This is a genomic window from Flavivirga jejuensis (assembly GCF_030540765.1).
GTDB classification, from domain to species: Bacteria; Bacteroidota; Bacteroidia; order Flavobacteriales; family Flavobacteriaceae; genus Flavivirga; species Flavivirga jejuensis.
In genome coordinates, this window is sequence record NZ_JAUOEL010000003.1 from 235,370 (window position 1) to 259,720 (window position 24,351).

Here is a 24,351-nt window from a genome sequence, read left to right on the forward strand (position 1 = left end):
CAAATAAAAACTAAACAATTAAATTGTTATAATATGAAAATATTAGTGTGCATTAGTCATGTTCCTGATACGACATCTAAAATTAATTTTAGTGAAGGTGACACAAAATTCGACACCAACGGTGTACAATTCGTAATAAATCCGAACGATGAGTTTGGTTTAACCCGCGCTATGTGGTTTAAAGAAAAACAAGGTGCTCATGTTACTGTTGTTAATGTTGGTGGCGCAGAAACCGAACCTACACTTCGTAAAGCTTTGGCTATTGGTGCCGATGCAGCTATTAGAGTAAATACTGTGGCATTAGATGGCTTTTCTGTAGCAAAACAATTAGCAAATGTGGTTAAAGAAGGTGGTTACGATTTAGTAATTGCGGGTCGTGAGTCTATCGATTACAATGGCGGTATGGTTCCTGGTATGATTGCAGGATTAACCCATGCTAACTTTATAAATAACTGTATTAACTTAGAAATAGATGGTACTTCTGTAAAAGCTACAAGGGAAATTGATGGTGGAAAAGAAACAGTTTCTACGGTACTACCCTTAGTTATTGGCGGACAAAAAGGATTGGTTGAAGAAAGTGATCTTAGAATCCCAAATATGAGAGGTATTATGATGGCACGTCAAAAACCCTTAACTGTTGCTGAGCCTATTGATGTTAGTGCAGAAACTACTTCTGTAAAATTTGAAAAGCCTACGCCAAAAGGAGCCATAAAATTGGTTTCAGCAGATAATTTAGATGATTTAATTAACTTACTTCATAATGAAGCTAAGGTTATTTAAGATCCTCCCCTAACCCCTCCGAAGGAGGGAAACGATTTCGGAAGGATACGGTAAAAAAGACCAAATTAATATTAAAAACAAATAAGCTCAAAAAACCCCCTCTCCTTCGGAGAGGGGTTGGGGTGATAAAAAAATAAGATTTATGTCAGTTTTAGTATATACAGAATCAGAACAAGGGACATTTAAAAAAGTAGCTTTAGAAGTTGCTTCTTATGCCAAAGCAATAGCGAATCAATTAGGAACAACTGTAACAGCTGTTACCATAAATGTAGATGATGCATCCGCACTAGGAAACTATGGTGTAGATAAAGTTTTAAATGTGTCGAATGCACAATTACAATCTTTTAATGCCAATGGATATGCAGAAGCTATTAAACAAGCTGTAGAAAAAGAAGCTGCAAAAGTTGTCGTAGTAAGCTCAAGTGCCGACAGCAAATATTTAGCTCCTCTTTTAGCGGTAGGTTTAAATGCAGGTTATGCTTCTAATGTTATCGAAGCTCCTTCCAGCACATCTCCTTTTACAGTGAAACGTACAGCTTTTACGAATAAAGCTTTCGAAATGTCTCAAATTAATACAGATATAAAAATTATTGGCGTTTCTAATAATTCATTCGGGTTGGTAGAAAATAGTGGTAACGCTTCCGCTGAAGACTTCTCCCCCTCTATTTCAGATTCGGGAGTAACCGTAGAATCTGTAGATAAAGCAACAGACAAAGTAACCATAGCTGATGCAGATATTGTTGTGTCTGCAGGTCGCGGATTAAAAGGTCCCGAAAACTGGGGAATGGTAGAAGAATTAGCAGATGTTTTAGGAGCAGCAACAGCATGCTCTAAACCCGTTTCAGATTTAGGATGGCGCCCTCACAGCGAACACGTTGGGCAAACAGGTAAGCCTGTAGCTTCTAATTTATATATTGCTATTGGTATTTCTGGAGCCATTCAACATTTAGCTGGAATTAATGCTTCAAAAGTAAAAGTTGTTATCAATACAGATGCCGAAGCACCTTTTTTTAAAGCTGCAGATTATGGTGTTGTTGGTGATGCTTTTGAAGTTGTTCCTCAACTCATAGAAAAATTAAAAGCTTTTAAAGCACAACAATAAATTATTTTTTAATAAATTGTATAGTCATTATAGAACTGCTTAAATTAGCACTAATTTCTTAAATCTGTCTTAGTCAGTTGGTAAAGTCCTAATTTAAACGGTTCTTTGCTTTTTTATAAATTTATGAGTTTAGTAAGATTAAATATAAAAGGAATATCCTATAGCCAGACCCAAAACGGTGCTTATGCCCTAATTTTAAACGAATTAGATGGCGACCGCAAACTTCCAATCGTTATTGGTGCTTTTGAAGCGCAATCCATAGCCATTGCTTTAGAAAAGGAGATTAGACCTCCCAGACCATTAACACACGATTTATTTAAAAATTTTGCAGATCGTTTTGATATTGTCGTAAAACAGGTGATTATTCATAAACTAGTTGACGGTGTTTTTTACTCTAGTTTAATTTGCGAACGCGATAAAATTGAAGAAATTATAGATGCCAGAACCAGTGATGCCATTGCTTTAGCACTTCGTTTTGATGCACCAATTTTTACTTATAAAAACATTCTCGATAAGGCTGGGATATACTTAAAAGTGAATCCGAAGGAAGATGATGAAAATGAGGATAGTATTTTAGTAGACGATCTAGTGGCTGATGAACTAGAACCAGATGCTCCTCGTGAAAATCTAAAAGGGAAAACACTCGAAGAATTGCATAACTTATTAGATGAGGCTGTTTCTAATGAAGATTATGAAAAAGCGGCTCATATTCGTGATGAAATCTCGAAACGGGAATAATATTTACTCTTTTCTATGAAACAGTTTTTTTTGTTTATTGTCGCTATTTTTTTCTTAGTTACAACATCTGTTATAGCACAAGACACAAATCAAACTAAGTTGTCCGATACTATTCAAAATGAGGCTATTGTTCAACAAACTACACCTGTAAATAATTCTACAGACACTTTAGACTTAAATAATACAGGTTCTAAAATTGAAGCTACATCAATAAAAAATGTTGCTAATGTTTCAACGAGTACCATTATTCCAAGTCAAGGTTTTTCAATGAGCAGTCTATTAAGAGGGGTTTTAGGCATGATTTCTTTAATACTGCTGGCATTTCTTTTTAGTAATAACAGAAAAGCTATTAATTGGAAAATTGTTGGTATTGGTTTAGCTTTTCAGTTATTAATTGCTATTGGAGTTTTAAAAGTTGAATTCGTTAAAAGTATTTTTGAATTTATAGGTGGGCTTTTTGTAAACGTATTAGACTTTACAAGAGCTGGTAGCAAATTTTTATTTGAAGGTTTGGTGGTAGACATGGACACGTTTGGGTTTATATTTGCCTTTCAAGTGCTACCGACCATTATATTCTTTTCGGCTTTAACCTCTGTTTTATTTTATTTAGGCATCATTCAAAAAGTTGTAAAAGCTATGGCCTGGTTATTATCCAAAGCTTTAAAAATTTCTGGAGCAGAAAGTTTAAGTGTAGCAGGAAATATCTTTTTAGGACAAACAGAAGCACCTCTTTTAATAAAGGCTTATTTGGAAAAAATGAATAAGTCTGAGATACTTTTAGTCATGATTGGTGGCATGGCAACCGTTGCTGGTGCTGTACTGGCAGCTTATATTGGTTTTTTAGGAGGTGATGATGAAGTCTTACGATTGTTTTACGCAAAACACCTTTTAGCCGCATCTGTAATGGCTGCACCAGGTGCCATCGTAATTTCAAAAATATTATACCCACAAACAGAAGATGTTAACACAGACGTTTCTGTTTCTCAAGAAAAAATTGGATCTAATTTTTTAGATGCCATTGCCAATGGCACTACAGAAGGGCTAAAACTAGCAGTCAATGTAGGTGCTATGCTTTTAGTATTTGTTGCTTTTATTGCCATGTTTAATGGCATACTGGGCTGGGTTGGAGATATCTCTTCAATAAATAACTGGGTAGCTAATAATACATCTTACGAAAATTTATCGCTTGAATTAATTTTAGGCTATGCATTTGCACCACTCATGTGGCTCATTGGAGTTGCTAAAGAAGATATGGCTTTAATGGGGCAATTATTAGGTATTAAATTAGCAGCTAGTGAATTTATAGGTTATATACAATTACGAGATTTGAAAGATGTTACAAGCGCTGTCCATCTTAATTATGAAAAATCTATAATTATGGCTACTTATATGCTTTGTGGTTTCGCAAATTTTGCTTCTATAGGCATTCAAATTGGAGGGATTGGTTCTTTAGCTCCTGGGCAACGTAAAACCTTATCTAAATTTGGCATGAAAGCCCTAATTGGTGGTACGATTGCATCTTTAATATCTGCTACTATTGCTGGTATGATTATTGGATAACACACAATTCCTGCCTTTCGTTTTCACTCAAGATAAATTGTAGTAGGCATCTTATTTATAACAGTTAATAACTTTATAATATATATTAAAATATCTAGCATTAAAATTTGATGCTTTTTTTTACTTTTATCGCACAACATTTTGTCGTACTGAGCGCAGTCGAAGTGTCTTAAAAAAGATTCTCACTACATTCTCAACCTATTATTTAATTTAAAAAGATTCCTGCCTTTGCAGGACGTTATTATGAAACAATACCACGACCTTGTAAAGCATGTTTTAGAAAACGGAAACGAAAAAGGAGACCGTACTGGTACTGGAACTAAAAGTGTTTTCGGACACCAAATGCGTTTTGATTTAAGTGAAGGATTCCCAATGGTTACGACTAAAAAATTACACTTAAAATCTATCATTTACGAATTACTTTGGTTTTTAAAAGGCGATACAAATATTAAGTACCTTACAGAAAATGGAGTGCGTATTTGGAATGCATGGGCTGACAAAAATGGTGATTTGGGACCTGTTTACGGACATCAATGGCGTAATTGGAATAGTGACGAAGTCGACCAGATCAAAGAGGTTATTGATACTTTAAAGAAAAACCCAAATAGCCGCAGAATGTTGGTCTCTGCTTGGAATCCATCCGTGTTACCAGACACTTCTAAATCATTCGACGAAAACGTAGCTAATGGTAAAGCGGCTTTACCTCCCTGCCACGCCTTTTTTCAATTTTATGTAAGCCCTCCAACCCCCAAAGAGGGTGCAAATGCTAGACCAAGATTATCTTTACAACTTTACCAACGTAGTGCAGATATCTTTTTAGGTGTGCCTTTTAATATTGCATCTTATGCTTTATTCACTATGATGATGGCACAAGTTTGTGGTTATGAAGCGGGTGAGTTTATCCATACCTTTGGTGATGCCCATATTTATAGCAACCATTATGAACAATTGGAACTACAATTATCCAGAGATCTAAGACCTTTACCAAAAATGATATTAAACCCAGAAGTAAAAGATATTTTCGACTTTACCTTTGAAGATTTTACTTTGGTAGATTACGACCCACATCCACATATAAAAGGTGCGGTTGCTGTATAAAACATTGAAGATATTATGAAGAAAACACTTCCATCAATACCACCCCTATACTGATGAAACTATTCAAATTATCTAAGATTCTGACGAAATTCTTTTTACCATAAAAGAAAATGCACCTGTTTCCAAAGGTTGTAATGAAAGCCTCAATAATATTGAATTAAAAAATTGTATGTCTACAGGTATTTCAAATCATGTTGTAAAAAATTTTAATATAAAAATCGCCAAACGACTGGGTTTAGCAAATGGAAAAATTAGAATAAATACTATTTTCAAAGTGGATAAGGAGGGAAATATTAAAGACATTAGAGTAAAAGCTTCTCACCCAAAATTGAAAAAAGAAACATTTCGTGTATTAAAGCTAATTCCAAAAATGAAAAAATCTGGTTATCAAAAAGACAAACCAATTATTATTAGTTATTCATTACCTATTATTTTTAATAATAGATAATTCAAAAAAGAAAAAGCGTTAAAAGAGTGCTTTATCAAATAACCAGAAAGCACTTTACTAAACGTTTAATACACCATTTTCGGCCGATGCATAATCGCTCCAGGCATAAGCGTCTGCTTTGTCATCATTAATGTAAGTCCCATCAACAACGTATCGAAATTCATAAGAGTTCTCTTTTTCTAAATTAACAGTGCCTTTAAACGTACCGTTTTTAAGTTTTTTTAGTGCTGTTGATTTAGTATTCCATCCGTTAAAAGTTCCAACTACTATGACTTCATTTGCCTCTTTGGCTGATACAGTAAAAGTAACTTTACAAATAGGTTTGCTTTTTAAGTATTGTTTTGTTATTGCCATAATTCTAGTTTTTGTATGTTATTTCTGTAACAAATTTATAAAACAAAATCCAGTGAGTTAATATATAATTTGATAAACCAGAAAGAATTATCAATTTGATAAGTATCACTTTACATTTATTTAAACTACATAAAATATCCTTGTTATATTTATCAGATTACAAACCTCCTTTTTTTGTTTTCACTTGGCTTTCAATGGCTTTAGAACGAAAACGATTTTATTTATAAACATAAAAAATTCAACAAAATATTATAACTTTACATCTATTATTAGATACTTATGTTTGGAAAAAAGAAAGAACAGCCTCAAATAGACAAAGAGCAATTAGAACTGATTAAAAATGCCCAAAAACGTATTAAACAAAAAAAACGTTTGTATGTTCATTTCGTTATCTTTTTAATAGGTGCTGTATTTTTAATTCTAGCAAATACCGTTTTAGGAATAGGCGAAGATTTTAAAATCCTTGGAAAAGAATGGTTTTTGTTTGCTATTTTAATTTGGTTGTTCCTTTTAATTTATCACATATTCAATGTATTTATTACTCATAGATTCATGGGAAAAGCTTGGGAGCAAAAACAATTGGATAAATTGATCGTTCAACAAAAAATCAGAATAGAAAAGCTAAAAAATGAACTTAAAAATGAAGCGCCTATCATTGCTAAAAGTGAGCATTATAATGACTCTTTAAAGAAAAAAGAAATAGCGCCTGAGCTTACTATTATTGTTGCTGCTGCAGAAAATGATGCTATTGGTAAAGACAATAAATTGATCTGGCATTTAAGCGATGATTTAAAACGTTTTAAAAGCCTTACTAACAGGCACCACATCATAATGGGTAGAAAAACATTTGAAAGCTTTCCGAAGCCGCTACCTAACAGAACCCATATCGTTATTACAAGGCAAAGTGATTATAAAACTCCAGAAGGCGTTATTGTAGTTAATAGTTTAGAAGACGCCATTAATGCTGCTAAAAATGACCCACAACCTTTTATTATAGGCGGTGGTGAGATATACAAACAAGCCTTACTTTTAGCAGATAGAATTGAATTAACACGCGTACACGAAGACTTTGAAGCCGATACCTTCTTTCCTGAAATAGACACTTCTGTTTGGAAAGAAACAGCAAATATCTTCCATACTAAAGATGAAAATCATGAGTATGAATTTTCGTTTTTGACTTATGAGAGGAGATAGACCTGAACCTACTTTGTGAGATAAACAAAATTATTTTATTTACCTCTACTTAACTTGTTTCAGTATTTCAATATTAAACTGTAAAAATTGCTGTCTTCAATGACACTTGCGGAAATAAAATACAAATAGTCGAAATGCTATAGGATAAAACACTACCACCAACAAGCTATAAAAGCAATAGCCAGAATAAAAAACCACTCGAATTCCACTACTAAAAGGAAAATAAATGAACCCGAATTTGGTTGAGTATAATAATCATTAGTCACAATAACCATTAGTAGCTATAATATGTAATTGGTCGGGTCTTATTTCCTTAATATAATCAATACCCCATTCATAAAGTGGGTCAAAAATTAGACATAATTTTTGACCTAACTCTGTTAATGAATATTCGACTTTAGGCGGTACTTGAGCATATACCTTTCTAAAAACTATACCATCTTTTTCTAATTCTCTTAATTGACTCGTAAGCATTTTTTCAGTTATATTTTCACAAGTTTTTCTAATTTCCCCATACCTTTTTATTTCCCCATTTGCTAATACACTAAGTATAAACAATTTCCATTTACCACTAATTACCTTTACAGCCATTGTTAATGGACAGTGTTCTTTTGGTTCTTTCATATTTTTTTAAAATTAATTTGTCCCCAAAGGTACTGATTTCATTCATTACATACAATTAAGTATGTACCATACTAAAAAGTAGGTTCTTCCATAAAAGATTGTGAAATTATATCTTTGTACTTTATTAAGTAAATAATTAAAATAAGGAAAATTAAAATGAGAAAAATAGCAACACTTTCAATAATTCTGATTATTGTATTTGCATTATCAAACTGTACTTCAACCGAGAGTATTTCAAAAAACACAACGGAAGTTAATAGTACAATGGAAATTCAACTAATAAGGAATGCAAGTATCATTGTAACTTTTGACAACATCAATATACTTGTCGACCCAACATTATCTGACGTAAGTACCGAGCCACCTATGCCTTTTTCAAATAAGAATAAAAACCCACTAATTCCATTACCAATAGATAAAAACAAAATATTGGAAAATATAGATGCAGTACTGCTTACACATTATCATACTGACCATTTTGACCTTGATGCAGAAAGACTTCTACAAAAAAACACATTAATATTCTGTCAGCCAGGAGATGATAAGAAATTAAAAGAAAAAGGATTTTCAAATATTCAAGTGATTGATAGTGTTTTCAATTGGAAAGGAATAAGTATATCAAGATTCTTAGCCAGCCACCATAAAGGAGCAACTGGTGCAGAACCATTTGGAAAATCTTCTTCCTTCTTCTTAAAGGCAAAAAATGAAACATTGTTTTTAACGGGAGATGCTATTTTGGATGACCTACTGATTAATAGTTTAAGAAAAACAAATCCAAAATTGATTGTAGCAAATACTGGAGAATGCCAATTTACAGAAAAAAATCCAGTTTTAGCCCCACACATTACTATGACTTTAACACAGGCCGAACTAAAAAGCATAATAAAACTTTTACCTAATTCAAAAATAATTGCTGTTCATATGGATGCAATAAATCATTGCAGTTTAAGTAAAAGCGATTTGAAAGAATACATCAAAAATGAAAACTTAAAAAAGAACATATTTATACCAAACGAAGGAGATATATTATCTTACAAGCAACTCATCAGTAATTAGAATTATCTGCTTCATTAACAGCATCAATATATAGAATAAAATGCATAACAAAGTGTAAAAACAATAATGGTTTCAGTGCTTAACCCAAAGTTTAGTGCATCTTATAAAGTCCGCAAAATTCATGATTTTGCGGATTATTTATTTAAAGAAAATTGTAAATTTGGCTCAGTGCTAAACCGAAAGTAAGTGAGTTTAATCCCTTACTATTCTTATACAAAACGTTAAGCAACACCTCACCACCTTACAAACCTAAATTCTCAAACTACTAGCTAAAAGATTCTTTTGCGTCAATAGCCTCCATCGTTTTTTTAAACCGTCTAACAAACTCCCTGGCTTCAACCTCATTATAACATGAAAACCCTATTCTAATAGCATTATGTTTAATGTTTCCCATATCATAACGCTGCCATTCAGAAATAATGAGTTTTTGTTGTTTCGCCATTTCTGTAACCGTATCCCACGAATACTTTTTATTCAAGGTTACCCATAGTGCCATACCTCCTTTTGGAATTTCGAAAGAAATATAACCACTCATTTCTTGTTTAAGAAGATCACAAAAAAGGTCACGGCGTTCTTTATATATTCTAACTACTTTTTTAATATGCCTGTCTAAACTCCCTTCTTTAATAAAATTAGAAAATGTTAGTTCTAAAATAGCATCCCCTTGCCTATCTATAAAACGTCGCAATTTGGCACATGCATCAACAAAATCTTTTGATGCAATTAAGTAACCAACTCTATACACTGGGGCTACCGTTTTACAAATCGAACCTATGTAAACAACATTTCCATGCTTATCATGACTTGCCAAAGGCAAAATAGGCGCATGGTTATAATGAAAATCGTAATCGTAATCATCCTCAAGAATAGCAAAACGATACGTTTTAGCTAAATTTAAAAGATGCATTCTCCGCTGTGCAGAGAGCGTAACCGTTGTTGGGTGGTGGTGATGTGGCGTTGTATAAACCGTTTTAATAGTATACTTTTTACACAACTTTTCTATGGCAGCTGTATCCAATCCGTTTTCGTCCACTTTAACCCTTAATAACTTCGCTTTAGCAAATTCAAATGTCGTATCTGCACTACTATAATTGGTTTCTCCAACAATAATATAATCTTGGTTTTCAATTAACAATTGAGATGTTAGATACATTCCCATCTGACTCCCTCTAATTATAAGAATATTATCTCTGGTAATATTCAATCCTCTGGTGTCATTCAAATAACCAACTAAAGTGTCCCTTAATTCTGGATTACCGTAAGTAGTTCCATAATTTATATATTTAAGTGTATTTTTTTTATTCGTTATTTTTCTATAAATAACAGCTAATTCTTTAGTTGGTGCAAGTCTGTCATCAGAAACACCATCATTAACATACATATAATCATTTGTATAATCTTGAGGAAGTTTTCGGTCTAACAGAGTGTTTCGCTTAAAATCAAAACCCGTTTCATTACTATCCCTAGTAACCTTTTTTTCAGCCCATTTCTGTTGCTGCAACATCGGAATATCCTTATGAACAAAGGTTCCTTTTTGGGGAACACTTTCTATCCAACCTTGTAAAGTGAGTTCTTCGTAACAAGCAATTACCGTTTTTCTGTGTACTCCTATTAAATCCGACAACGTTCTGCTTCCTGGCAATTTCGTTTTTGGAGGAAGGATTTGCTTCTTGATCAAATCGATAAACTGATTAGTAAGTTGAATATAAACTGGTTGTTTATTAGCTCTATCAATTTCTATAATGGTTTTATAAGGAATCATAACTGGACTATTTAAAAAATGATTTCTGGATGAATACAATACTCCATAAATCTACTAATTTTGTTTTAAATAACAAGCATCAATCAAATCGAACAGTTATGTCAACGTATAGAACATCAGAATTAAACAAAGTAAAACGAGGCTCTAAAAGGGCCGTTTATGATGTAGAACAAATAAATAATATTTTAGACGCAGGATTTGTGGGGTATGTAAGTTACAATTATAAAGGAAAAGCCATTTGTTTACCTATGGCTTATGGCAGAATAGAAAATAAAATATACTTACACGGTTCTCTAAAAAATCGCATGTTATTAGCACTTCTGGAAGCCAAAGAAGCGAGTATGACCATCATGCATTTAGATGCGCTTATATTAGCCCGTTCTGGATTTCATCATTCTGTAAATTACAGATCGGCGACGCTATTTACCAGTGTTGTTAAAGTTGAAAATAAGGAAACAAAAGAAGCCGCTTTAAAATGTGTTGTAGATCATATGATTCCCGATCGTTGGGATGCACTAAGACCTATGAATCTAAAAGAATTTAATAGTACTTTAGTTCTGGAAATGGAAATACAAACCGCATCGGCTAAAATTAGAGATGTAGGCGTTGTTGATGAAAAAAGTGATTTAGACTTCCCCGTTTGGGCAGGTATGATACCTTTAAAACAGGTAGCAAAACCTCCTATTAATGATGCTTTATTACCAAAAGAAATAAAGACCCCAAAACATATATTAACCTATTATAAAAAAAACAAAGTATAAAATAATGAAAACATCCGACTTAAAATTCAGTCCAAACTACTTTGACAGGTACATCGCATTAGTTGATGCTAATACGGATTTAATAGATGGTTTAAAAAACAGTGAAACTATTTTTGAAAGCTTTACCGAAAAACTAATTCAGCATCAAACATACAGATACGAATCAAATAAATGGACCCCTAAAGAAATGCTTCAACATATTATTGATACTGAAAGAATATTTGCATACAGAGCTTTATGTATCTCTAGACTAGAGCCAAACACTTTACAAGGTTTTGATGAAAATGTATATGCTAAAAACGCTAAGGCTAATAATAGAAGTATAGATAGTTTACTAAAAGAGTTTAGACTAGTGAGACAATCAACTACCATATTATTTGAAAGTTTTGATAAAAGTACACTTCATGAAACTGGTATTTGTTCCGAAATAAAAATAAGCGTTCTTGCTATTGGATTTACCATTATCGGACATGCAAAACATCATCTTAACATTTTAAATGAACGTTACTTTACACGGGGATAACTTTAGAAAAACCTTTCTCTTAATCACAATACTATTTGTGTTTTGAAAAATCTTCTCTGAAATTTGAGTAATTTTGCGTCATGGTAAAAGAGATTCAGCTTCGTATTTCACTTAAAGACGAAGCACGTAATGATATTCTAATAATTAAGTCGGCATATACCTTAGATATCGACAAGGAAGATATCACAGGCATAAAAGTACTTCGTAAATCTATCGATGCTCGAAAACCAAAAATAATCTTCAACTATAAAGTTGCCGTTTATATTAGAGAAAAATTACCTGAAACCTCAGCATATAAGTTTGATTATAAAGATGTTTCTAAAGCAAAACCCATCCATATTGTTGGGTTTGGTCCTGCTGGCATGTACTCCGCATTACGCTGTATCGAATTAGGATACAAACCTATTGTACTAGAACGCGGTAAAAATGTGCAGGACAGGCGACGCGATTTAAAAGCCATAAACCAAGACCATTTTGTAAACGAGGATTCTAATTATTGCTTTGGTGAAGGCGGTGCAGGTACCTATAGTGATGGAAAACTTTATACCCGAAGTTTAAAACGAGGTGATGTGCGTAGAATTTTTGAAAACTTAGTATTTCATGGTGCTACCGATCAAATTCTGGTAGATGCACATCCGCATATTGGAACCAATAAATTACCTAAAGTGGTTCAGAATATTCGAGAAACCATTTTAAATTATGGTGGCGAAATTCATTTTGAAACCCGAGTTGTTGACTTTATTATAAAAGCCAATAAAATACAAGCTATTCAACTTCAAAATGGTGAAGAATTAGCTGTTAACAGCGTTATTTTAGCTACAGGACATTCGGCTCGTGATATTTTTTATTTATTACATAAAAAGAAAATAGCCTTAGAGGCAAAATCCTTTGCAATGGGTGTTCGGGTAGAGCATCCGCAACACATTATAGATTCTATTCAATACCATTGTAGTGGTAAACGCAATGAATTACTCCCAGCTGCTTCTTATAGTTTAGTAAATCAGGTAAACGACAGAGGCGTCTATTCCTTTTGTATGTGCCCTGGTGGGTTTATAGTTCCTGCAGCCACAGCAAATGGTGAAGTTGTAGTAAATGGTATGTCACCTTCTAAACGAAATAATCTGTATGCAAATTCGGGTATTGTTGTTGAAATCAATGCCGATGCAGATTTGTATAAATATGAACAATTTGGTCCTTTAAAAGGGTTAGAATACCAAAAAAACTTAGAAAAATTAGCCTTTACCGCAGGAGGCAGAAGTCAGGTTGCACCAGCACAAAGGTTAACAGATTTTGTAGAAGGTAAACTATCGAACGATTTGAACGCTTCCTCCTATCAGCCAGGATTAAAATCGGCACCTTTACACTCGTTATTACCAAAATTAATAGGAAGCAGACTTAGAAAAGGATTTCAAGCTTTCGGACAAAAAATGACAGGTTATTATACTGCCGAGGCTAACATCGTTGGTGTCGAATCCAGAACCTCATCGCCTGTTTGCATTCCCAGAAACGAGCAATTAGAACACCCCGAAGTTTCTAATTTATTTCCATGCGGAGAAGGTGGTGGTTATGCTGGCGGTATTGTATCTGCTGCTATGGATGGGGAACGTTGTGCGGAAGCCGCTATTAATATTAGAAAATAAGATCGCTTCGTTTTCAAAAGCAAATTATACGGGTTATTTTGAGTGATAGCTGGTATTATCTCTTTTTACAAATTTTATTTCTATTTTTGCAGCTCGAAAAACAATAATTACAAACAATATGAAAGCTTATATATTTCCAGGTCAAGGTGCTCAATTTTCAGGAATGGGTTTAGATCTTTATGAAAGCTCCCCTTTAGCTCAAGAATTATTTGAACAAGCAAACGATATCCTTGGTTTTAATATTACAGATACCATGTTTGAAGGTTCTGCTGAAGACCTTAAAGAAACTAAAGTAACACAACCTGCCATATTTTTACATTCTGTAATTTTAGCAAAAACTTTAGGAGATACCTTTAAGCCAGAAATGGTTGCTGGACATTCACTAGGAGAATTTTCTGCGTTGGTAGCAAATGGCGCTTTAAATTTTGAAGATGGTTTAAAGTTAGTATCTCAACGTGCTTTGGCCATGCAAAAAGCTTGCGAATTACAACCAAGTACCATGGCTGCTGTTTTAGGTTTAGAAGATAGTATTGTTGAAAAAGTATGTGCTGTAACAGAAGGTATTGTTGTAGCTGCAAATTATAACTGTCCAGGACAATTAGTAATTTCGGGAGAGATTGATGCTATAAATATAGCTTGTCAATCTTTAAAAGATGCAGGAGCGCGTCGTGCATTAGTATTGCCTGTAGGTGGTGCTTTCCACTCACCATTAATGGAGCCTGCTCGAGAAGAATTAGCAGCAGCTATAGAAAACACCGTATTTAGTAAACCTAATTGCCCTATTTATCAAAATGTAACGGCAAATGCTGTTACAGATGAGACTGCTATAAAAGCTAATTTAATATCGCAATTAACTGCTCCTGTACGCTGGACACAATCTGTACAACAAATGATTGCAGACGGTGCTACATTGTTTACTGAGGTAGGCCCTGGTAAAGTATTACAAGGTTTGGTAAAGAAAATTAATAGAGAATCTCAAACAGTATCAGCAACCTTTGAAACTAGTATAGCTAAATGAAATTATCTAAACGCTCCATTTACATTATACTCGTTATTATATTAACTATTGCTGTTGATCAAATTTCTAAAGCACTTGTTAGAACGCATATAGAAGCCCGCACAGAAATTAATGCTGGTGAACGTATTTCTTTAATAGGGGATACTTTTATAATGATGAATGTTGAGAATGCTGGTGCTTTTCTAGGTATGGGAAGCGATTTAAATCCCGCACTTAGAATCATCTTATTATTAATCTTACCAATTGTAGTACTTGGTTTTGTACTACGTTATATTTTCAAAGATAAAAGCTTAGATACGCTTTCTCTTTTTGCTTTCTCTAGCATTATTGGTGGTGGCTTAGCTAATGTTTATGATCGTATCATATATGGTTCTGTTACCGATTTCTTTTTTATTGATTTAGGAGGCGTATTTAGAACTGGTATTTTTAATATGGCTGACTTATCTGTAACCACAGGCATGATCATTTTAGTTATTATTAGTTTTAAGAAAAAGAAAGCACCTGTAGAAGAATTATAAGACTAAAACTATTTTTGTAGACCTTCCTTTTTTCATAACAAAAGCAACCTATTCCATAATAGCTTGCCTCAAGGCTAGTCCGTTTTAAAAATTTATATATAAAAGAGGTCAAAAAGTGTCATTTCATTCAGAATGACACTTTTTGACCTCTTATTAATATGTAACAAAGTTGTTTTACTAATTATTGATTTAGACTCTCATCCATATTTGGGTTAGCATCTATTTCCGATTGTGGAATATTTAAATAAAACAATTCGCTATCTGCAGGCACATTAACAACCACTCTATGTACATCATCTCTATTAATAGGTGTTCTCATTCTTTTAGCATCAAACCACTCTACGCCTAATTCTCCATACAACTCTTTACGTCTTTCTAATAAAATCTCATCCATAAGTGCACTTCCAGAATTAGAAGATAACGTAGCATTCGGATCTCGCTCACTTTGTAATGCAAATAGTAAATCTCTAGCTTCAGGCTCACGACCCAAGTTATATTGAGCCTCAGCATCAATCAATACCATTTCGGACTTTCTCATTAAAGGAACGTCTGATTCAAATGAAAAAGCAAACTTCGTAGTAACAAATTCTCTATAAGGTGTTTCAGAATCATAAATATCTTGAAATAATTTTCTAACATCTGTATCGGAAAACGTATCTCTAAAATTTGTATTTACGTAAGTTGCTAGAAATGATATTGATAAGTGATCCATAAAAACATGAGGTGCCATCCAAAAGAAATTAGATTCGTTTGATCCATCTTGAAAATGTCCCCAAAGCCAGTCTTGGTCGGTTAAATCGTTAAAACCTGCATCCCAGTTTGAAGATACAACTGCAGTGGAAGCATTACTCCCATAAGCTGCTTTTGCTGCAGAAGAAGCTAACTCCCAATCATCTTGGGTCACTAATAACACACGAGCTAAAAACCCATTAGCAACTGCTTTGTTAATATAACTTTTACCTAATCTATCTTCTGGTAAATCTGGAATAGCTTCTTTTAAATCTGTTAAAATTAAATTATACACATCAGATAACGGGCTTGGAGGATTCCCAATGGACTCTACTGTAGCTGGCTCGGTATAAATAGGAATTCGCGTTACTGTTCTATCATTATTATAATTAGGGGCAAACTCTAAAGCTAATTGAAAATAGTGAAAAGCTCTTATGGCTTTAGCTACGGCTGTAAATTCTTTTTTCGTTGCTTCATTTAAATCTGGACTCTCTCTAACGCCTTTAATCAATACATTGGCATAATTTATAATCTCATAATTAAAAGTCCATGTAAAACTTGTTCTCCTAAAAGTAGTTCCTCTATTTTCATGAGAATAATCAAACAAAAACCATGATGGCGCCTGAATTATATCGTTTCCTTTAACTGTTCTTGCAAAATACATGGCATATAAACCACCTGTATCCGCATTAGAATCATTGCCCTCGCCTTCAGGAAGATTGTCATTTGTTAAATCATCATCCCATTGCCCTTTATATCTAGCGTAAATACCAGTTATAAAAGCCTGTACGATATCTCTATCTGTAAAAACAATATCTCCAGAAATACCCGCCGTATTTTTAGGTTCATCCAAAAAATCTTTCGAACAACCAGACAAAAAAGTAACTACTAAAACCAGTAGAAATGTTATATTTAATTTATTATATATTTTCATTTTCCTTATTTTTTCGATTAAAATTCTAAAATAATCCCAGATGTAATAGTTTTTGATAATGGCGATCTATTACTAGTAATACCATTAAATGCTTGTTCTGGATCGATCCCTTTATGCGATTGCCAAGTAAAAATATTATCAGCTTGCAAGAAGAACCTTAGTTTACTTAATCTCATTCTATCAATAACTGATTGCGGAAGATTATAACCAAATGTTAAACTTTTTAATCTCACGTAATCATTTTTAAACAGGAAACGCGTTGAACGCGCTGAATGATCGTTATTACTAGCTAATAATAATGGGAAGTCGCTAACATCGCCTGGGTTTTGCCACGCATTAAAATTATCTGGATGTGCGCTTCCTCCTGGGTTTTCGAAAGGGTTTATAAGTGAAGAATAATCAGAATCTAACAAATAAGCTCCGAAACTAAAATTGAATAATACATTTAAATCAAACTGCTTATATCTAACAAAAGAAGTGAATCCTCCTTCTATATCTGGTAAGGAAGATTTTCCTTGGTCGTATCTTGTTGCTTCACCATAGTCTTTCGTTGTTACTTTATCTGTAACATTACCGTTTGCATCTAGTACATCCATGTACCACATACCACGACCATCTGCAGCATCTACGCCAGCCCATTCTCTGATGAAAAAGTCAAAAATGGAACCTCCAACAACATAACGTTTAGACCCATCTAAAATTTCTTCTTGAGGTAATTTAGTCCATTCGTTTTTATTTAATGCAAAATTAACCCCAGTAGTCCAGGTAAAATCATCTGAATTAAAATTAACAGACCTTAAAGACGCTTCCCAACCAAAGTTTTTAATGGAACCTATGTTTGTTAAAACTTTATTAATTCCTATAGAACGGGCAAAAGGTTTATTCATAATTAAGTCTACCGATTCTTTATTATAGTATTCTAAAGTACCAGATAGTATTCCATTAAATAATTCGAAATCTGCTCCAACATTTAAAGATGCTATTTTTTCCCATCTTAAATTTTCATCCGATACCCCTTCTAATAAAATTCCTGGGTTTCCTTCGTTAACAGAACCTGTTTGAAATACAGATTGATAAGGAAAACGATTGGTTGTTCTATTATTTCCTAATTCACCATAAGATCCTCTAAGTTTTAAAAATGTAAGTGTGTTGTTTTCTTTTAAAAAATGTTCTTTAGACACAATCCAACTCGCACCACCTGCTAAGAAATTCCCCCATCTAAGATCTTGGCTAAAACGTGTAGACCCATCTCTTCTCATTGAAAACTCACCATAATATTTCTCGTTAAAATTATAGTTAACTCTACCTAGGTAACTATTAATTCTTGATGTAACAATAGCGCCACTTACAGATTCTGGTGACGTACTTCCGTTTAAGTTTTCTACCCCTGGTAAAAAACCAGTCCCTTGAGATAATAAATTATCCTGCGTATCTGTATAAGCTTCTGTAATGGCATCTATAGATAGATTATGATTTCCGAAACTCTTTTTATAATTTAAAGATTGAATAGCATTAAGGGTCGTTGTTATGTTTCGACTTTGTGATACGCGCCCATTTACCTCGGATGCAGATCCTATTTTATCATCATCGAAACTATAAGAATCAAACATAAAATTCTCATAACTCAATCTCGTTTTAAAGGTTAAGTTTTTTGAAAGGTTTATTTCAGCAAAAATATTTGCCAAATAATTAGTTCGTACTCTTCTTTCTTTTCCTAAAGTTAAACTCGCTAAAATATTCTCACCATTAAAAACAGGTCTTGTACTATTTACTGCTTGACCGGTAACGAGTCCGTTTCCTAAATCGAATATTTGGTTTCCAAAAGTGTCTCTTATTAAATTACCGTTAGCATCACGTGCGTATATAGGATACATACTAGATAACCCATAAATCCAGGAAATCACTTGGGTTGTACTACCGCTTGTTTGATCTGGAGTATTAGAACGAGAACGAGAAAAACTAGAGTTAAGCCCTACTTTAAACCAATCTTTTATTTGCGTTTCTATATTTAATCTTGAAGATACTCTCTCGAAATTAGAAGGCATTACTGGTCCCTCTTCATTTAAATAATCCAAAGACATGAAATATGTTGTTTTTTCACTGCCGCCAGTTATACTAATATTATGATTTACTCTAAGATAATCTTCTTTAATAATTTCTTCTTTCCAATTAGAATCCCATAATAAATTAGCACCTGATACTAAATTACCATTAACATCTATTGGATTTGCAGTATTATATGGATTATATCCTAAATGATCAATTAACCCATTTGTTGCGTTTTGAGCGGCAACGGAAGCCGTCTGACCGTTTTCATATTGGTTTGTATTCTTTAAAGCTTCCCAAGTCAACTTTAAATAATCTTCTGGTGCTGCTAAATTGTGAATCCCAATTGTTGGATTAGATAGCCCTATTTGGGATCTTAATGTTACTTTAGGAGCAGACTCAATATGTCCTTTTTTAGTTGTAATTAAGATAACGCCTCCTGCTGCTCTTGAACCATATAGAGCTGATGAAGATGCATCCTTTAATACAGAAACAGAGGCTATTTGATCCTGACTTATGGTACTAAGATCTCCATTAAAAGCTGCTCCGTCTACTACAATTAGTGGACCCCTTTCTAAACTTTCACTTGACACTCCTCTAATTCTAATAACAGGACTACTTCCAGGTTGCCCTCCTTCTGTTAATAAACTCAATCCTGGTACGGCTCCCTGTAGTGCTCTTAATGGCGATGTTACTTGCTGTGTTTCTATAGTAGCACTTGAAACAACTCCAACAGATCCAACTATAGATTCTCTTGTTTGTGTACCGTATGCTATTACAACAACTTCTTTTAAAGCTGTTTCATCTTCCTGCATGGTAACATTAATAGTACTTGATGATCCAACAACAATCTCTTGATTGACATACCCTACAAAGCTAAACTGTAGTGTTTCCCCTTGATTTACTTTAATTGAATAATTCCCATCAAAATCTGATGAAGTTCCGTTAGTGGTATTCTTAATTACAATGGTTGCCCCTGGCAATGATAAATTGTCTTTATCCACAATTTTACCAGAAATAGTCGTTTCTTGAGCATACGACGATACCATACTAAATACCATAAGTAATGGTACTAAATAGTAGTTTCTTACTTTCATAAAATTAAATGTTTTTTTGAGTTAGTCCGATGCAGATTGAAAAAGGAAGGCAGTAATTTTTTTTTAAGTGACTAATTCAAAAAATTATACTCTACTAAATGAAATTTAAAGTGTTAGAAGAATCTTATATATTTTAAGTAAAGTTCTATTACTACCTTAACCTTTTACAATTGCAATGGTAAAAAAAAGGATAAAGTGGAGATTTAACGGTAATTCTTATAATACCTTACCTTACCGAAGATAGTTTACTTCATGTTTACCTATAAGAACTGTTTAAATTCTACCCTTTGGCTTGTCGTCTTAGGCTCTCAATAGCGATGCTATTAGCATTTATTTTGCTTTGACTGAGAACGTAATCCATCCAAACTAATTCCTAAAACAAAAACATTCTTTTTGAATTGTGAATTTATAAACTCTGAAGGTGTTAATGATGTTTCTTTTTTAAATGCCTTATTAAACGTTACTTTATTATTATAACCAACCTCATAAGCGATATCAATAATATTAAGGTTCCCATAAGTATCATTTTTAAGAATGTTAATTGTTTCTTTTATTCTAAACTTATTTATAAGCTCAAAAAAATTCATATTAAAATGCTCGTTAATTATTTGAGACGTATTATGTCGTGTCGTATTAAGTCTTTCAGATAATATTTCGAGATTTATATTGTTTTCTTTGTATACTTTATCTTCTACAAATAATTTTATCAAATTTTCTTTGAGTTCTTTCGACAAAGCATTAGTAAGTCCAGATTTTTGATATTTTTCCATGGATAGTCTACTAGCTTCCGATAAATTAGTCCACTCTTGTTTAAAAATTTCAGGTTGTACATATGCCATATATGATAAATAAATAACCATAATAGACATAATACTTACTTGTATATAGTTAATAAAGTAAGGAAAAGAAGCTAACAATCCGCTAACAGGCAACCCATAAATAATATACGAAATCAAATACACTATATGTATTTTATAAATAGTCTTCTTCCACTTATTAATCGTTTGTACTTTATTATGTTTAGAATGATTTTCTTTTCTTTCATACAAATACTGATCTCTACCTATTAAAATCGCGTATATTGTAAGTGATAAAACTTTTGAAATAAAAATGACATATCTATTACTGTTATAAACAACGTTTATATCCAACATTATTTTAACCTTTTCATCTCCTGAAAGTGAATACATTGGAAACAAAAACAAAATTAAAATAAGGCTTGGCAAAAAATGCAATAAATCTTTAGTTCTAAACTTAAAGTCTGAGATAACACTTTTAAAATATAAATATAATAAAGGGCCATATAAAAGTGCCGCAGCAGATGCCATTAAATATGTATGCGGAACTTTATATTGAAAATTTGAAATATACAGTACAAACTCTAGAATAAATAAAGAATGTACGCCTACAAAACCACCAATAAATAATTTAGCTTGTCTATTAGATTTTTTAGAAAAACTAAGAATAATAGTAAAGAAAAAACCAATTAAGGCAACATATAAAAATAAAAATGTAAGCCAGTCTAATTGCAATCGGTAATCTTCAGATAAGGTTTCATATTCTTCCGAGTCACTAATAACATTGTATGCGCCATCATTTAAAATTGAAAAATCCAGCGTATTATTAATATATTTTTTAGTAAAAACTAAAGCATCTTTTGGTTGATTAAGATCGGCATTTATTATCGCTAAGTTTTTAAATATACTGACTGAATCTGGGTGTTTTTCGAATAAAGCATCATTATATAATACTAATAGTTCTAACTTCGTCATATCATTACTGATATTTTTCTGCTTAATTAAACTATCTATTTGTATTAAAAATAAATTGGAGTTACTATTTAATTCTGGAGATGCAACTAATTTGTTAGGTGTTACAACAAATAAGCATAAAACAAAAAGTAATATTTTTGAGTTATATAACATTATTGAATCGATTGAGAGTGTATATTACATGCTATTTTATAGCAAAACGAACTTACCATGAAATTATAAATAAAGGCATTTATAATTCTTAAAAAAAACTTAAAAAGGTAATCCCCGATAATAATATACCCTTTTTAACTACTAATTTTAAGTTATTTTTAAAAAAAAACAACTACCTAAAGGACAATACTTTACAACACATCCTTAACAGCAACTTGACTATTCTTCTGCTCTTACCTTTTGTTCCCAAGCCCATGCAGAACGCATCGCATCATCTAAAGATAATTCTGTTTTCCAACCTAAATCATCATTAGCTTTGTTGGTATCTGCATAAGCCGAAATAATATCGCCTTCTCTTCTATCAACAATTTTATAATTTAATTTTTCTCCAGAAACGCGTTCGAAAGCCTGAACAACTTCCAGTACAGAACTCCCCTTTCCTGTCCCTAAATTAAACGTTTCATAATTTGACTTATTCTTATCTTGAAGTAAACGACCTAAAGCAATAACATGCGCTTTTGCTAAATCTACCACATGAATATAATCTCGAATACAAGTACCATCGTCTGTTGGATAATCATCTCCAAAAACAGATAATTCTTTACGTAAACCCATAGCTGTTTGCGTAATAAAAGGAACTAAATTTTGAGGCACGCCGATTGGTAACTCACCAATCATAGTTGATTCGTGTGCTCCAACTGGATTAAAATAACGCAAAGCAATAGCTTTTAAATTAGGGGACACTTTACAAGTATCACTAATGATCTCTTCACCAATTTGCTTTGTATTTCCATAAGGAGACTCTGCTTGTTTTACTGGTGCACTTTCTGTTATTGGTAACTCATCTGCTTGTCCGTATACAGTACAAGAAGAACTAAAGATAAAACTCGCTGATGGTAATTTTTGCAATTCTTTTAAAATATAAACCAGAGTTCCAATATTGTTTTCGTAATACAACAAAGGTTCTTTTACGCTTTCGCCTACAGCTTTACTCGCTGCAAAGTGAATAACACCTTTTATATCATTGTGTGTTTTAAAGAAAGCTTCAACACCAGATCTATCTTTTAAATCTAACTTTTCAAAAAGAGGAGCTTTACCAGTTATAGCTGTTATACCATCTAAAACTTTAATTGTAGAATTAGATAGATCGTCAATTATTACAACATCGTAACCTTTATTTTGCAATTCAACAACAGTATGCGATCCTATAAACCCCAATCCCCCAGTAACTAATATTTTATCCATTTATAAATTTAATAATTGTTAATGTAATATATTCTATTTGTTCATCATCCAACTCAGTATGCATTGGTAATGAGATAACCTCCTTAACTAATTGATTTGTTACTTTAAAGTCTTCTTCATTATATCTTGCATCCTTATATGCTTTTTGACTATGAAGCGGAATAGGATAGTACACACCGCAAGGTATATTATTTGCATTTAAATGTTTTACCAATGCATCTCTATCTATCCCTTTTATTCTTAATGTATATTGATGAAAAACATGACAATCGCAACCTGTTTCGCAATCCTCAGAACAGTCATTTGATATTTCTGGAGTTATAATAGTTTCAACCCCTTCAAATGCCTTACTATATTTTTTAGCAGCATTTTGTCTTTCTTTATTATAATGATCTAAAAGTGGTAGTTTAACATCTAAAACTGCTGCTTGAATACTGTCTAAACGTGAATTAACACCTACCACATCATGATGGTAACGTTCGTACATACCATGGTTTACAATACCTCTAATAGTATGAGCAAGATCATCGTCGTTTGTAAAAATAGCACCACCATCTCCATAACAGCCTAAATTTTTAGACGGAAAAAAAGAAGTGGACCCTACATGCCCTATGGTGCCAGCTTTAGCTTTACTACCATTTTTGTATGTATAGGACGCTCCAATTGCTTGTGCATTATCTTCTATTACAAATAAATTATGTGCTTCAGCAATTTCCATTATTGCTTCCATATTAGCGCACTGACCAAATAAATGTACTGGAACAATGGCTTTTGTTTTAGGGGTGATGGCTTTTTTAATGGCTTCAATATTTATATTGAAGTCAGCTTCATTAACATCAACCAAAACGGGAGTTAATTGTAATAATGCGATCACCTCTACAGTTGCTGCAAAAGTAAAATCGGCAGTAATAACCTCATCACCAGGCTTTAAACCTAATCCCATCATCGCTATTTGCAACGCATCTGTACCATTAGCACAAGGAATCACATGTTTAACGCCTAAATATTGCTCTAAATTTTTTTGAAACTCATGAACTTTAGGACCATTAATAAATGAAGTGTTTTCTATAACTTCCTGAATAGAAGGATTAATGACATCTTTTATATCATTATACTGACCTTTAAGGTCAACCATTTGAATTTTTTTCATCTAAAAAAAATTGCAGTCTTTTATTTTTTTAAGTAAATAATCAAGACTA

Annotated in this window: 21 protein-coding genes; 13 read left to right on the forward strand and 8 right to left on the reverse strand. The window is 32.8% G+C overall.

What is annotated here, in order from left to right:
- The first annotated feature begins 33 nt into the window (after positions 1 to 33).
- The 6 genes from Q4Q40_RS09765 (at position 34) to Q4Q40_RS09790 (ending at position 5,726) form a co-directional block, all read left to right on the forward strand.
- A complete protein-coding gene (locus tag Q4Q40_RS09765; protein WP_303301610.1) occupies positions 34 to 780 on the forward strand; it encodes an electron transfer flavoprotein subunit beta/FixA family protein in 747 nt (248 codons plus the stop codon).
- 142 nt (positions 781 to 922) lie between these two features.
- Positions 923 to 1,882 (forward strand): electron transfer flavoprotein subunit alpha/FixB family protein, encoded by a 960-nt coding sequence (locus tag Q4Q40_RS09770; RefSeq protein WP_303301611.1) that lies wholly within the window; start codon positions 923 to 925, stop codon positions 1,880 to 1,882.
- A gap of 123 nt (positions 1,883 to 2,005) precedes the next feature.
- A complete protein-coding gene (locus tag Q4Q40_RS09775; RefSeq protein WP_303301612.1) occupies positions 2,006 to 2,620 on the forward strand; it encodes a bifunctional nuclease family protein in 615 nt (204 codons plus the stop codon).
- A 15-nt stretch (positions 2,621 to 2,635) separates the two neighbouring features.
- Entirely contained in the window at positions 2,636 to 4,180 is a 1,545-nt protein-coding gene (locus tag Q4Q40_RS09780; protein ID WP_303301613.1) for a NupC/NupG family nucleoside CNT transporter, read from the forward strand.
- 243 nt (positions 4,181 to 4,423) lie between these two features.
- Positions 4,424 to 5,278 (forward strand): thymidylate synthase, encoded by an 855-nt coding sequence (locus Q4Q40_RS09785; protein ID WP_303301614.1) that lies wholly within the window; start codon positions 4,424 to 4,426, stop codon positions 5,276 to 5,278.
- 169 nt (positions 5,279 to 5,447) lie between these two features.
- Positions 5,448 to 5,726: an energy transducer TonB gene (locus Q4Q40_RS09790; protein ID WP_303301615.1), complete on the forward strand. Its 279-nt coding sequence runs from the start codon at positions 5,448 to 5,450 to the stop codon at positions 5,724 to 5,726.
- A gap of 57 nt (positions 5,727 to 5,783) precedes the next feature.
- Here Q4Q40_RS09790 and Q4Q40_RS09795 read toward each other — a convergent pair whose 3' ends face one another.
- Positions 5,784 to 6,080: an isoamylase early set domain-containing protein gene (locus tag Q4Q40_RS09795; protein WP_303301616.1), complete on the reverse strand. Its 297-nt coding sequence runs from the start codon at positions 6,078 to 6,080 to the stop codon at positions 5,784 to 5,786.
- A gap of 279 nt (positions 6,081 to 6,359) precedes the next feature.
- On the opposite strand from Q4Q40_RS09795, the gene Q4Q40_RS09800 reads away from it, so the two are divergent.
- Entirely contained in the window at positions 6,360 to 7,274 is a 915-nt protein-coding gene (locus Q4Q40_RS09800; RefSeq protein WP_303301617.1) for a dihydrofolate reductase, read from the forward strand.
- Between the two features lie 258 nt (positions 7,275 to 7,532).
- Here the strand turns inward: Q4Q40_RS09800 and Q4Q40_RS09805 are convergent, their stop codons facing one another.
- Positions 7,533 to 7,898, reverse strand: coding sequence for a winged helix-turn-helix transcriptional regulator (locus Q4Q40_RS09805; protein ID WP_303301618.1), 366 nt, complete (start codon positions 7,896 to 7,898; stop codon positions 7,533 to 7,535).
- Between the two features lie 156 nt (positions 7,899 to 8,054).
- Here Q4Q40_RS09805 and Q4Q40_RS09810 point away from each other — a divergent pair, with 156 nt between their 5' ends.
- Positions 8,055 to 8,954 carry an MBL fold metallo-hydrolase gene (locus Q4Q40_RS09810; protein WP_303301619.1) on the forward strand — a complete coding sequence of 300 codons (900 nt, stop codon included), beginning with the start codon at positions 8,055 to 8,057 and terminating at the stop codon, positions 8,952 to 8,954.
- Positions 8,955 to 9,219: 265 nt separating this feature from the next.
- Here the strand turns inward: Q4Q40_RS09810 and Q4Q40_RS09815 are convergent, their stop codons facing one another.
- Positions 9,220 to 10,716, reverse strand: a complete 1,497-nt coding sequence (locus tag Q4Q40_RS09815; RefSeq protein ID WP_303301620.1) for an aminotransferase-like domain-containing protein — start codon at positions 10,714 to 10,716, stop codon at positions 9,220 to 9,222.
- A 29-nt stretch (positions 10,717 to 10,745) separates the two neighbouring features.
- Here Q4Q40_RS09815 and Q4Q40_RS09820 point away from each other — a divergent pair, with 29 nt between their 5' ends.
- The 5 genes from Q4Q40_RS09820 (at position 10,746) to lspA (ending at position 15,176) form a co-directional block, all read left to right on the forward strand.
- Positions 10,746 to 11,477 carry a pyridoxamine 5'-phosphate oxidase family protein gene (locus Q4Q40_RS09820; RefSeq protein ID WP_303301621.1) on the forward strand — a complete coding sequence of 244 codons (732 nt, stop codon included), beginning with the start codon at positions 10,746 to 10,748 and terminating at the stop codon, positions 11,475 to 11,477.
- 4 nt (positions 11,478 to 11,481) lie between these two features.
- Complete coding sequence (locus Q4Q40_RS09825) at positions 11,482 to 12,000, forward strand: DinB family protein (RefSeq protein WP_303301622.1); 519 nt, start codon at positions 11,482 to 11,484, stop codon at positions 11,998 to 12,000.
- Positions 12,001 to 12,080: 80 nt separating this feature from the next.
- Positions 12,081 to 13,640 (forward strand): NAD(P)/FAD-dependent oxidoreductase, encoded by a 1,560-nt coding sequence (locus tag Q4Q40_RS09830; RefSeq protein ID WP_303301623.1) that lies wholly within the window; start codon positions 12,081 to 12,083, stop codon positions 13,638 to 13,640.
- Between the two features lie 118 nt (positions 13,641 to 13,758).
- Positions 13,759 to 14,658, forward strand: a complete 900-nt coding sequence (gene fabD, locus Q4Q40_RS09835) for an ACP S-malonyltransferase (RefSeq protein ID WP_303301624.1) — start codon at positions 13,759 to 13,761, stop codon at positions 14,656 to 14,658.
- Positions 14,655 to 15,176, forward strand: coding sequence for a signal peptidase II (gene lspA / locus Q4Q40_RS09840; protein ID WP_303301625.1), 522 nt, complete (start codon positions 14,655 to 14,657; stop codon positions 15,174 to 15,176). Before fabD ends, lspA begins: the two co-directional genes overlap by 4 nt.
- Before the next feature lie 181 nt (positions 15,177 to 15,357).
- Here the strand turns inward: lspA and Q4Q40_RS09845 are convergent, their stop codons facing one another.
- From Q4Q40_RS09845 to Q4Q40_RS09865, 5 genes are all read right to left on the reverse strand, one after another.
- On the reverse strand, positions 15,358 to 16,839 hold the full coding sequence (locus tag Q4Q40_RS09845; protein ID WP_303301626.1) for a RagB/SusD family nutrient uptake outer membrane protein: 1,482 nt from the start codon (positions 16,837 to 16,839) through the stop codon (positions 15,358 to 15,360).
- Positions 16,840 to 16,856: 17 nt separating this feature from the next.
- The gene (locus tag Q4Q40_RS09850) at positions 16,857 to 19,982 is read right to left on the reverse strand and encodes a SusC/RagA family TonB-linked outer membrane protein (RefSeq protein WP_303301627.1); all 3,126 of its coding nucleotides are present in this window, start codon (positions 19,980 to 19,982) and stop codon (positions 16,857 to 16,859) included.
- 323 nt (positions 19,983 to 20,305) lie between these two features.
- Entirely contained in the window at positions 20,306 to 21,907 is a 1,602-nt protein-coding gene (locus tag Q4Q40_RS09855) for a helix-turn-helix domain-containing protein (protein WP_303301628.1), read from the reverse strand.
- 219 nt (positions 21,908 to 22,126) lie between these two features.
- Positions 22,127 to 23,152 (reverse strand): UDP-glucose 4-epimerase GalE, encoded by a 1,026-nt coding sequence (gene galE / locus Q4Q40_RS09860; RefSeq protein ID WP_303301629.1) that lies wholly within the window; start codon positions 23,150 to 23,152, stop codon positions 22,127 to 22,129.
- A complete protein-coding gene (locus Q4Q40_RS09865; RefSeq protein WP_303301630.1) occupies positions 23,145 to 24,302 on the reverse strand; it encodes a DegT/DnrJ/EryC1/StrS family aminotransferase in 1,158 nt (385 codons plus the stop codon). Before Q4Q40_RS09865 ends, galE begins: the two co-directional genes overlap by 8 nt.
- Positions 24,303 to 24,351: the final 49 nt, after the last annotated feature.

Coding starts and splice junctions, on each gene's coding strand:
- Q4Q40_RS09785 (WP_303301614.1), top strand. CDS start 4,424: ATGAAACAATACCACGACCTTGTAAAGCATGTTTTAGAAAACGGAAAC.
- Q4Q40_RS09805 (WP_303301618.1), bottom strand. CDS start 7,898: ATGAAAGAACCAAAAGAACACTGTCCATTAACAATGGCTGTAAAGGTA.
- Q4Q40_RS09795 (WP_303301616.1), bottom strand. CDS start 6,080: ATGGCAATAACAAAACAATACTTAAAAAGCAAACCTATTTGTAAAGTT.
- Q4Q40_RS09775 (WP_303301612.1), top strand. CDS start 2,006: ATGAGTTTAGTAAGATTAAATATAAAAGGAATATCCTATAGCCAGACC.
- Q4Q40_RS09800 (WP_303301617.1), top strand. CDS start 6,360: ATGTTTGGAAAAAAGAAAGAACAGCCTCAAATAGACAAAGAGCAATTA.
- galE (WP_303301629.1), bottom strand. CDS start 23,152: ATGGATAAAATATTAGTTACTGGGGGATTGGGGTTTATAGGATCGCAT.
- Q4Q40_RS09815 (WP_303301620.1), bottom strand. CDS start 10,716: ATGATTCCTTATAAAACCATTATAGAAATTGATAGAGCTAATAAACAA.
- Q4Q40_RS09820 (WP_303301621.1), top strand. CDS start 10,746: ATGAATACAATACTCCATAAATCTACTAATTTTGTTTTAAATAACAAG.
- Q4Q40_RS09770 (WP_303301611.1), top strand. CDS start 923: ATGTCAGTTTTAGTATATACAGAATCAGAACAAGGGACATTTAAAAAA.
- Q4Q40_RS09780 (WP_303301613.1), top strand. CDS start 2,636: ATGAAACAGTTTTTTTTGTTTATTGTCGCTATTTTTTTCTTAGTTACA.
- Q4Q40_RS09765 (WP_303301610.1), top strand. CDS start 34: ATGAAAATATTAGTGTGCATTAGTCATGTTCCTGATACGACATCTAAA.
- Q4Q40_RS09855 (WP_303301628.1), bottom strand. CDS start 21,907: ATGTTATATAACTCAAAAATATTACTTTTTGTTTTATGCTTATTTGTT.
- Q4Q40_RS09830 (WP_303301623.1), top strand. CDS start 12,081: ATGGTAAAAGAGATTCAGCTTCGTATTTCACTTAAAGACGAAGCACGT.
- Q4Q40_RS09845 (WP_303301626.1), bottom strand. CDS start 16,839: ATGAAAATATATAATAAATTAAATATAACATTTCTACTGGTTTTAGTA.
- lspA (WP_303301625.1), top strand. CDS start 14,655: ATGAAATTATCTAAACGCTCCATTTACATTATACTCGTTATTATATTA.
- fabD (WP_303301624.1), top strand. CDS start 13,759: ATGAAAGCTTATATATTTCCAGGTCAAGGTGCTCAATTTTCAGGAATG.
- Q4Q40_RS09850 (WP_303301627.1), bottom strand. CDS start 19,982: ATGAAAGTAAGAAACTACTATTTAGTACCATTACTTATGGTATTTAGT.
- Q4Q40_RS09865 (WP_303301630.1), bottom strand. CDS start 24,302: ATGAAAAAAATTCAAATGGTTGACCTTAAAGGTCAGTATAATGATATA.
- Q4Q40_RS09790 (WP_303301615.1), top strand. CDS start 5,448: ATGTCTACAGGTATTTCAAATCATGTTGTAAAAAATTTTAATATAAAA.
- Q4Q40_RS09825 (WP_303301622.1), top strand. CDS start 11,482: ATGAAAACATCCGACTTAAAATTCAGTCCAAACTACTTTGACAGGTAC.
- Q4Q40_RS09810 (WP_303301619.1), top strand. CDS start 8,055: ATGAGAAAAATAGCAACACTTTCAATAATTCTGATTATTGTATTTGCA.